This window comes from Acinetobacter lwoffii, assembly GCF_029024105.1.
In the GTDB taxonomy this organism is placed as follows: domain Bacteria; phylum Pseudomonadota; class Gammaproteobacteria; order Pseudomonadales; family Moraxellaceae; genus Acinetobacter; species Acinetobacter lwoffii.
On sequence record NZ_CP118963.1, the window covers coordinates 582,598 to 592,258 of the forward strand.

General features: G+C 44.8%; 7 protein-coding genes and 1 tRNA gene. 4 read left to right on the forward strand and 4 right to left on the reverse strand.

Features of this window, described 5'->3' with window-relative positions:
• Position 1 precedes the first annotated feature (1 nt).
• Positions 2 to 1,036 (reverse strand): tRNA preQ1(34) S-adenosylmethionine ribosyltransferase-isomerase QueA, encoded by a 1,035-nt coding sequence (queA, locus tag PYW33_RS02675; RefSeq protein ID WP_004645165.1) that lies wholly within the window; start codon positions 1,034 to 1,036, stop codon positions 2 to 4.
• Positions 1,037 to 1,203: 167 nt separating this feature from the next.
• On the opposite strand from queA, the gene PYW33_RS02680 reads away from it, so the two are divergent.
• Positions 1,204 to 1,290, forward strand: a tRNA-Leu gene (locus PYW33_RS02680).
• A 260-nt stretch (positions 1,291 to 1,550) separates the two neighbouring features.
• Here PYW33_RS02680 and PYW33_RS02685 read toward each other — a convergent pair.
• The gene (locus PYW33_RS02685; RefSeq protein WP_004645166.1) at positions 1,551 to 3,782 is read right to left on the reverse strand and encodes an NADP-dependent isocitrate dehydrogenase; all 2,232 of its coding nucleotides are present in this window, start codon (positions 3,780 to 3,782) and stop codon (positions 1,551 to 1,553) included.
• Positions 3,783 to 4,266: 484 nt separating this feature from the next.
• Between PYW33_RS02685 and PYW33_RS02690 the strand changes: the two genes are divergently transcribed.
• Entirely contained in the window at positions 4,267 to 4,776 is a 510-nt protein-coding gene (locus PYW33_RS02690) for a DUF1543 domain-containing protein (protein ID WP_004645167.1), read from the forward strand.
• Between the two features lie 136 nt (positions 4,777 to 4,912).
• Entirely contained in the window at positions 4,913 to 5,905 is a 993-nt protein-coding gene (locus PYW33_RS02695) for a DUF2804 domain-containing protein (RefSeq protein ID WP_004645169.1), read from the forward strand.
• A 62-nt stretch (positions 5,906 to 5,967) separates the two neighbouring features.
• Here the strand turns inward: PYW33_RS02695 and PYW33_RS02700 are convergent, their stop codons facing one another.
• Positions 5,968 to 6,846: a metal-dependent hydrolase gene (locus PYW33_RS02700; RefSeq protein ID WP_004645170.1), complete on the reverse strand. Its 879-nt coding sequence runs from the start codon at positions 6,844 to 6,846 to the stop codon at positions 5,968 to 5,970.
• A gap of 142 nt (positions 6,847 to 6,988) precedes the next feature.
• Between PYW33_RS02700 and PYW33_RS02705 the strand changes: the two genes are divergently transcribed.
• Positions 6,989 to 8,026, forward strand: a complete 1,038-nt coding sequence (locus tag PYW33_RS02705; protein ID WP_004645171.1) for an AraC family transcriptional regulator ligand-binding domain-containing protein — start codon at positions 6,989 to 6,991, stop codon at positions 8,024 to 8,026.
• A gap of 48 nt (positions 8,027 to 8,074) precedes the next feature.
• Here PYW33_RS02705 and PYW33_RS02710 read toward each other — a convergent pair whose 3' ends face one another.
• Positions 8,075 to 9,409 (reverse strand): Na+/H+ antiporter NhaC family protein, encoded by a 1,335-nt coding sequence (locus PYW33_RS02710; RefSeq protein WP_004645172.1) that lies wholly within the window; start codon positions 9,407 to 9,409, stop codon positions 8,075 to 8,077.
• Between the last annotated feature and the right edge of the window lie 252 nt (positions 9,410 to 9,661).

The following is a 9,661-nucleotide window of genomic DNA, read 5'->3' on the forward strand; positions in this document are numbered from 1 at the left end:
CTTATTTCGCCTGATCAATCAGCATGGCATCGCCATAACTGAAGAAGCGATACTTGCTGTCTACTGCATGTTTATACGCATTCAGAATATTGTCACGATTGGACAAGGCAGACACCAGCATTAACAGGGTCGATTCTGGTAAATGGAAGTTAGTGATCAAACGATCGACCACTTTAAACTGATAACCCGGATAGATGAAAATCTGGGTATCACCTGTCCAGGCTGCCAGTTCACCGTTATGTGCTTGTGCTGCACTTTCGACTGCACGGGTGGCAGTCGTGCCTACAGAAATGACTTTATTACCGCGGGCTTTAGTCTGACGAATCATCTCGACCGCAGTTTCAGGGACGTCGCACCATTCGCTGTGCATGATGTGATTTTGAATATCATCGGTACGCACTGGCAGGAAAGTACCTGCACCAACATGTAGGGTCACAAAAGTTTTTTGAATCCCTTTGGCTTCCAATTTTGCCAACAGATCGGCATCAAAATGCAGGCTGGCAGTAGGTGCTGCAACGCTGGCCAGTTTGGTTGGGTCATTAAACACAGTTTGATAACGTTCAGTATCAATCTCTTCCGCTTCACGGTTGAAATAAGGCGGAATCGGCAAGGCGCCGTATTGATCCAGCACATCGAGAATTGGTTGTGAAAATTCTACAATAAACAGATTTTCATGACGGCCTTGTACGGTCACTTTCACTGCATCCGGGCCAATAAAAAGTTCTGCACCGGCTTTCGGAGTGTTGCTGGCCTTAATATGACAATAGGCAATAAAGCGATCTTGCATACGCTCAACCAGCACTTCTACCGCACCGCCTGAAGCACGTTTACCTTTTAAACGGGCCTTCATGACTTTGGTGTCGTTTAATACCAACAAGTCGCCGTCTTCAAGTAAATCCAGAATATCGGTAAATTGATGGTCATGATATTGACCTTGGGCATCGAGGTGCAACAGGCGAGAGGCACTGCGTGTTTCCAGTGGGTAGCGAGCAATCAGCTCATCGGGGAGATCAAAATTAAAATCAGAAAGTTGCATGATGATTTACGCTAAAAAAACTGCGGCTAGTATAAACTTTTTTCTTTTTTATGGCGGGAATTGCTCGATTTTAAAACGAAAAAATGCGATTTGTTTTAAAAATAAACAAATGAAAATATTCTGCGTTGACAGTGCTGAGAAATCGCGTATTATACCTTTCATCCACTCCCGAGGTGGTGAAATTGGTAGACGCGGCGGACTCAAAATCCGCTGTCAGAGATGACGTGTCGGTTCGAGTCCGACCCTCGGGACCAAAATTCTAGAAAACCCCAAGCGCATTCAGTCTTGGGGTTTTTTATTGCCTGAAAAATAATAACCTGTTTCTTTTTATCTTCTCTTCAAAATTATCTACTTGATTTAAAAGACAACTCGTGAAAATAACATTGCATAGCACCGTTTAAAAATAGATTACTTCAGTGATTGCGATGCATGAATTGGACATAAAAAAAACCGGCACGTCAGTGCCGGTTTTTTTAATCAATTTAACCTAAGGTTAAATCGATTTTTTAACTCATTACATAGAAGCAAGAGCAGCATTCAAAGTAGCACTTGGACGCATCACTGCATTTACTTTCTCTTGATCAATCGCATAGTAACCGCCGATGTCTACTGATTTTCCTTGAACTTCTGCAAGCTCAGCAACGATTTTCTCTTCATTTTCAGCTAAAGTTTTTGCAAGAGGTGCAAACTTCGCTTTCAATTCAGCATTTTCGTCTTGAGCAGCAAGTTCTTCAGCCCAGAATTTCGCCAGGTAGAAATGGCTGCCACGGTTATCAAGCTCACCTGTACGACGAGAAGGTGACTTGTCGTTATCCAGTAATTTACCAGTTGCACGGTCTAAAGTTTTGGCAAGTAACTTGATGTTGTCATTGCCTTCTTTAATACCCATTTCTTCTAAAGAAACTGCAAGCGCCATAAATTCACCCAGTGAATCCCAACGTAAGTGGTTTTCTTCAACTAACTGCTGTACGTGCTTAGGAGCAGAACCACCTGCACCTGTTTCGTACATGCCGCCACCCGCCATTAATGGCACGATAGACAACATTTTCGCAGATGTACCCAATTCCATGATTGGGAACAAGTCAGTCAGGTAGTCACGCAGGATGTTACCTGTTACAGAAATAGTATCTAGACCGCGCGCAACACGTTCAAGCGTATAACGCATTGCACGTACTTGTGACATGATCTGGATATCAAGACCAGTGGTGTCATGATCTTTCAGGTATTTTTCAACTTTCTTGATCAGTTCATTTTCGTGTGGACGGTACGGGTCAAGCCAGAAGATTGCTGGCATGCCAGAGTTGCGTGCACGAGTCACAGCAAGTTTCACCCAGTCGCGGATCGGTGCATCTTTCACCTGACACATACGCCAGATATCGCCTTCTTCCACATTTTGAGACATTAACACTTCACCTGTTTCTAGGTCAGTGATGTTCGCAACACCTGCTTCAGGAATTTCGAAAGTCTTGTCGTGTGAACCGTATTCTTCCGCTTTTTGCGCCATCAAACCAACGTTAGGTACAGTACCCATGGTTTTTGGATCGAAGTTGCCATTCCATTTACAGAAATTGATCATTTCCTGGTAAATACGTGCGAAAGTTGATTCAGGCATGACTGCTTTACAGTCGTAAGGCTTGCCGTCAGCGCCCCACATTTTACCGCCACCACGAATCATTGCAGGCATAGAAGCATCTACAATCACGTCGTTTGGTGAATGGAAGTTAGTGATGCCTTTTGCAGAATCAACCATCGCTAAAGCTGGACGGTGTTCTTGACAAGCATGTAAATCAGCAATGATTTCTTCACGTACAGAGGTTGGTAAAGTTTCAAGCTTTTCGTAAAGACCGGCCATACCGTTATTGACATTAATGCCAAGCTCATCAAAAAGCTTGCCATGTTTTTCGAATGCTTCTTTGTAGTAGATTCTTACACAGTGACCAAAGACGATTGGGTGAGACACCTTCATCATGGTTGCTTTAACGTGTAAAGAGAACAGAATGCCTGCTTCACGACAGTCTTCAAGTTCTTTTTCGTAGAAGTCGCAAAGTGCTTTCTTGCTCATGAACATTGAGTCGATGATTTCGCCGTCTTGAAGCGCAACTTTTGGCTTAAGAACAATGGTTTCACCAGACTTGGTGATCAATTCCATTTTCACATCACGTGCGCGGTCTAAAGTCATTGACTTTTCGCCGTGGTAGAAGTCACCTTCGTCCATGTGTGAAACGTGAGTTTGAGACCACTGTTTCCACTCGCTCATAGAGTGCGGGTGTTTTTTCACGTAGTTTTTAACGGCAGCAGGCGCACGACGGTCTGAGTTACCTTCACGTAGAACAGGGTTTACTGCTGAACCAAGACATTTGCTATAACGTGCCTTGATTGCTTTTTCTTCTTCAGTGGTCGGGTTTTCAGGATAGTCAGGGATTGCATAGCCTTTAGACTGAAGTTCCTTGATACACGCTGTTAGCTGGCCAACAGAAGCACTGATATTTGGGAGTTTGATAATGTTCGTGTCTGGATCTTGTGTAAGACGACCTAGCTCAGCTAGAGTGTCAGGCACCTTTTGCTCTTCGCTTAGGTAATCTGTAAATTCGGAGAGCACGCGCACAGCTACAGAGATGTCACTTTTGACGATCTCAACGCCAGCTGGCTTAGTAAAGGTCTCAATGATCGGCAGCAGAGAATAAGTCGCCAGTAATGGCGCCTCGTCGGTCAGTGTGTAAATGATAGTTGACTTTCCACCAGCCATATATAGCCCCTTGCGTTGGATTGAGTTTCTGAGGACCGAACTTTTGGCCCAGCCTCTTTGAACCGATTTGCTTAAATAAAAACATTGAGAGTATCGTCTTTCAGCGCATTTCAGTCAACGAAATATGCCTTTAGATTGAAATTTGGGCGAAAATTTGTACAGATTTGTGCGGTTTAGCCGTGTTTGTATTTTGTACAAAAAAATAATCTTCTATCGCTGTAAATCCTGATGAAAATGATCGGAAATGATTCGCTAGCCAATTGTATTCACTGAAAATGGTTTTTTGATCCTGACACAGGCTTAAACTGATCCTCGATATGGAGATGGATACCGAGTGACTGGATGCTGTTTTGCGCAAATTCAGTCAGGCTGATGATGCAAATTTGTCCTTGGCAGATGGCTACATCATCATGGAATAGCTTTGCGCTATACTGGCAAGCATCAATGAAATGATCTTAAAGATTGACGCTAACAAGGAAATGTAATGCCCAGCTTGTTTATTGTGATGCTCGGTGGTCGTCATGCCCGTGCCAATACAGAAGTTCATGATGTGGTTTTGGCAATAGGAGAGAGTCTGGAAGATACCTATCCGCAATTGAAAAATGCCTGGTTTGCGGAACAGAAAGGTCTGCATATTGATGCTTGGGCGCAAATCAACGGACTGGAGTTCGAGGGCAAATCCTATACGCTGCAATTTACTGATGCACAGCCACAGCAATCCGATGGAAAACTTTGGCTGATTAATCTGGGTGGTTATGATCCACGTGAGTTTGGCGAGCTGCATCGTTATGTGCTGGTGGTTGCACAGAATGCCATGGTGGCCAAACAGCGCGGTAAAGCCTACTTCGCCCGGCACTGGCAAAAACAGCATACTGACCGTGTGCTGGATGTAGATGACTGTATTGCCATTGATCAGGTTTATGGTCGCTACGTACAACTGTTAGAGGGTAGTTTCAGTGGCAATCGTTGGGAAAATACTTATCTCACGATTTAAAGCAGTTTGCGATTGAATTAAACCTAGGGCTAGCTGAATGATTCGACGAGTGACTTAAAAAAATCTTTATCAAAATTTAATAATCGGCATAATACTGCCAAGGAAAAGCAGTTTTGACTGAGATGGAATGTCTTAAATGGATTTAATTCAGGCAAATGGACAACCGCGTTATGGACGTTTCAAGGAACTTCCAAAAAGTATTGACTATCAGGCATATCAATACAAGAATCCTTATGGTCATGTGCTGTCAGGCTGGCGTAAGCATCTAAAATATAAAAAATTCAAATTCTGTAGTATTCAGCACGAGCATTATACCATTGGACTGGCAATTGCCGATATCGCATGGGCAGGGCATGGTTTTGTCTATGTCTATAACCATATGACCAATGAAGTGCTGGAATGGAATGCGATTAATTTCCTGTCACGCAACACTGTGCTGGATGAACAGCCACTGTTTAATCATAGTTATTTCCATAAGTCACCTTTTCAGATCGATATCCAGCATGCCAACGGCGTGCGTTATATCAACGTCAGCAAATACGGCGAAATTAAACTCAGTGCCCGGATTTTCTGTGCCGGAACCGATCCACTGAGTATGTGCAGTCCGACCGGCATCAATGGCTGGACCTATACTCAGAAACTGACCACTTTGGGCTGTGAAGGCTTTTTCATTAACAAGCAGGGTGAAACCATTCAGTTTAATGAACGCAGCTTTGCTTCTCTGGATGATACCTGTGGCTTTTTGCGCCCGGAAACGGCCTGGTTCTGGTTGTCCTGTAATTTCTGGGATGTGAACCATAATCGGATTGGACTTAATCTGGCTTCAGGTGTGAATGAAAGTTTTGGCAATGAAAACTGTCTGTGGATCAATGGCAAGATTTATCCGTTGGCCGATGTGCTGTTCCAGCAGGAATCGGAAAACCAATGGACGATTCAGTCGCTGGATGAAAGATTGAATCTGATGGTCAGCACAGGCTGGCGCCGTTATGAAAATCTCAACCTGCGTCTGGTCGGGAGCCAGTTTAGTCAGTGGCAAGCCAAGGTTTCCGGAACGATTCAGCAGGATGATCAGGAAATTATTTTACTAAATGAATATGCCTTGCTTGAACAGCATTATGCCAAATGGTAAAAGTGCAGGACATAAGACCTAATTTAAAAGCCTTCAATTTTGAAGGCTCTTTTGATTTGAGCTTAATCTTTGGCGGCCTGCCAGAAGGCTTCACCGGCCTGAATTGGATCATTGGTTTCGGCTAAGGTTTTTACCCAGACATCATATTGCGCAATAACCGGATGTTGACTAGGATGGAAGTCTTTTTTAAACCAGTCCCGATATTGTGGGCCCATGCGGGTCAAGGTGCCGTTACGGCCAAACAACCAGGGCAGTCCTTTCAGGTTCATTTGCAGACGCTCTAAGACACTGAAGCCATCATGTTTCAGCATGACATTGGCGCGATAGGCGGTATAACTAAACATCAAAAATGTCGTACTGAGCAGGGTCATTTTGCGCATCCATTCAGGTGTTTTTGCGACCTCTTTCATCACGTCAAAAGCCACATCACGATGTTCCATTTCTTCAATCGCATGCCAGGCAAACATGGCACGTACATAAGGATGGCCGTCTTTTAAGGTGGATTTCTGACCGTAAAAAGTTTCAGCCATCAGCGCGGTCAAGTGTTCTGCCGCTGCCGTAGTTGCAATATTGAACTGTGCTGAACGATGTTTGAGGTCATAGGCGAACATATTATTCAGACGCTCAATAAAATCATCGACAGGCATGCCTTGTTCACGCATCAGCTGGTTCATTTTCTCATGGGCAATGCCGTGCTGTGCTTCCTGACGAATAAAATCTGCCACACGTTTTTGCAGCTCCGGGTCTGTGATCTGATCTCGGAACAGGCGCACACTCTGAATAAAATAACGCTCGCCATCTGGAAAGGTCAGGCTCAAGGCATCGAACATGCGGGTCAGAAAGGGGTCACCGCCAAACCAGTAGCGCGGGATTTCATCCAGTTTAAAATCAAGCTGGGTCCGGACCACGGGCTTTATTGAAGATTTTAATACTGCATTCATCTTATGAATTCTTTTTTGTGACGATGCTGACAGTATGTCGGGGAATGCCGTAATTGTTTTGACAGTGCTTGCCAATTTTTATACATTTTATGCCAAATGAAAATAAAACTGCTTAGACTAAAGCAGGCAGCGGGAAGCGCGCATGCAAGAAATTAAAATACCCAATGGTTATATTCAGCTTTGGGCGACTTATCTGCGCAGTCTGCAAATTGAGCCTTTGGAAGCTGACTTTCTGCAAGATGTACATGAAGCGCTTGTCCCCCTGATTGATCAGCCTTTTGCCACGCAAGTGCCGCTGGAATTATTAAATCAGCTTCTGTTAAGAACCCGGCAACATTTAAACTGTCCACAACTAATTTTCGAGATCGTGCAGGTTATTCGTCCAGAACATTTTGGCGTGCTCGGTTATATGGCTTCGCGAAGCAGCAGCGTTGCGGAAATGATCCGGCATATCATTCGCTTTCAACGACTGGTGATTGATGGCAGTGAGTTTGTACCTTTGCAATTGAAGCAGCGTGAACACAGTCTTGAATTATTTTGGGCCTATCTGGATGAAAAATATAATCTGTTAAATGAGCTGACCATGGCCGCGATGGTGCAGTTGGGGCGTGTCATTTTGCAGGATCATCAACTGTTACTGCACTGTGTACGTTTTGCCCATGCGCCCGACAGGGGGCAAATGCATTATCAAAAGTTTTTTGCCAGTGAGGTGAGATTTTCTCAGGACTATTATGGCATAGAGCTGGATTTGCAAGGACTGGCACATGGGTCTGAGCAGGCTGATCCAATCCTGTTGCAGCTACTGGTTCATCAGGCAGAACAGGCGATTGCAGCCAAGCCGCCCCTTGAAAATCATTTGGAACAGGCGCAGCAAATGATTGCCGAACAGCTGCGGACCCAGCATCAGGCCATTAAAGTTGAACAGCTTGCCCGGCAGTTGTTGATGTCGACACGTAGTTTGCAGCGCTTATTCAGTACACAGGGCACTTCATTTAAAAAACTGCTGGAACAGCAGCGGATTAAACGTTGCGAGCTGTTGTTGCAGCAGGGATTAGGTCTGACCGAGATTGCCGAGCAGCTGGATTATTCTGATCAGTCGGCTTTGGCACGGGCCTATAAGGCAGCCACCGGACAGACCTTGTTAGAGCGAAAAAGGCAGTTACACAAAGCACGAAGCTGAAAAAAGCGACCGGTATCGGTCGCTTTTTTATTTTCGCAGGATGATGGATTAAGTGCTTGCTTTCACCTGAGGGAATCTAAACGCGATCGCAGCAATCGCAAAAATGGCCAGAATCCAGCAATAGTACACACCACCAATCAGTTCAACCGGCGAGATTTTTGCAATGGAACAGGCCAGTAGTAACTGTGCGCCATAAGGAATTAAACCCTGTACCACGCAAGAGAAAATATCCATCAGTGCCGCAGAACGCTTGGGATCCACCCCGTATTCTTTGGCGACTTCACGCGCCATATCACCAGACAGAATAATCGCCACGGTATTATTGGCCACAAAGATATTCGAAAACACCACCAGAAAACTAATCCCGATTTCGCCGGCACGTTGCTTCCCAACTTTAAATAGACGGGTCAAGCTATAAATGCGCTCGATCAGCCAGCGTAAACCGCCTTCTCGTTGCATGATCGCCGAGAGGCCACCCAGGAACATCGACAATAACGCCACTTCAAACATGCCGACAAAGCCATCATAAATTGAAGTATTCAGTTTGAGCAGATCAAATTCAGCTGTGGCAAACAGGCCAAACAAGCCGGAAAGTAACACCCCAATGGTCAGCACAGCGAGAACGTGTAAACGGCTAAAGGCTAAAATAAATACGGCGATATAAGGTAAAACCAGAAGCCAGTTAAAATCCTTGTATTCCACTGCATTGCTACTACTGGTACTCAACACGTAAATCAAAATAGTGACGATTGAGGCTGGAACCGCAATCCAGACGTTGACCCTGAACTTGTCACGCAGTTGTACGCGTTGGCTGGTGGTCGCCGCAATGGTGGTGTCTGAGATCATGGACAGGTTATCACCAAACATGGCACCACCGACCACTGCACCAATCGCATAAATCACATCAATATCGGTAACCTGGGTGAAACCAAAAGCGATTGGCGCACAAGCCGCAATGGTGCCCATGGAGGTACCCATCGCCGTGGCAATAAAGGCCGAGATCACAAATAACATCGGCAGAATAAATGTGGGTGGAATCACCGACAGGCCCATCTGCACGGTGGCGTCGACGCTGCCAATGGCGCTACTGACGCTGGCAAAGGCGCCGGCCAACATAAACACCATAAACATCAGAATTAAGTTTGGATGACTGGCACCTCTGAGGAATTCCTCAATGCCCTGGTTGAGTTTGCCGCGATACACTAATGCAGCCAAGATAATCGCAGGCAGGGCAGCCACAGGCGCTTTCACCTGATAGAACGCGAACTCGGTTCCGATCAGGGAATGATAGATCCCGCTACCCAAAAATATGGTTAAAAATACAATAAGCGGCAGCAGTGCAATGGCGCGTGCCTGCACTGTAGCCTCAGAATCAGTCTGCATAGGAGATAAAAAAGTAAGAGAATAGGACTAGTATAAAGCAGGTTTTGCTATTTCAGAAAACTTTAAATGAATGCGCTAACATCTGCATTTTTATTAATTTTTATATGATAAAAATAAGTTTATCTAAATATTCAGGATTTTAGGTAATAGCAAAATTAGGCATCTTTGATCATTGAGAAAAAAATCAAAATAATCGTAAATAGACCCTTCCGAATTGTTTTGAAATCTTCGCACAGGAAATGAAGTACTCGA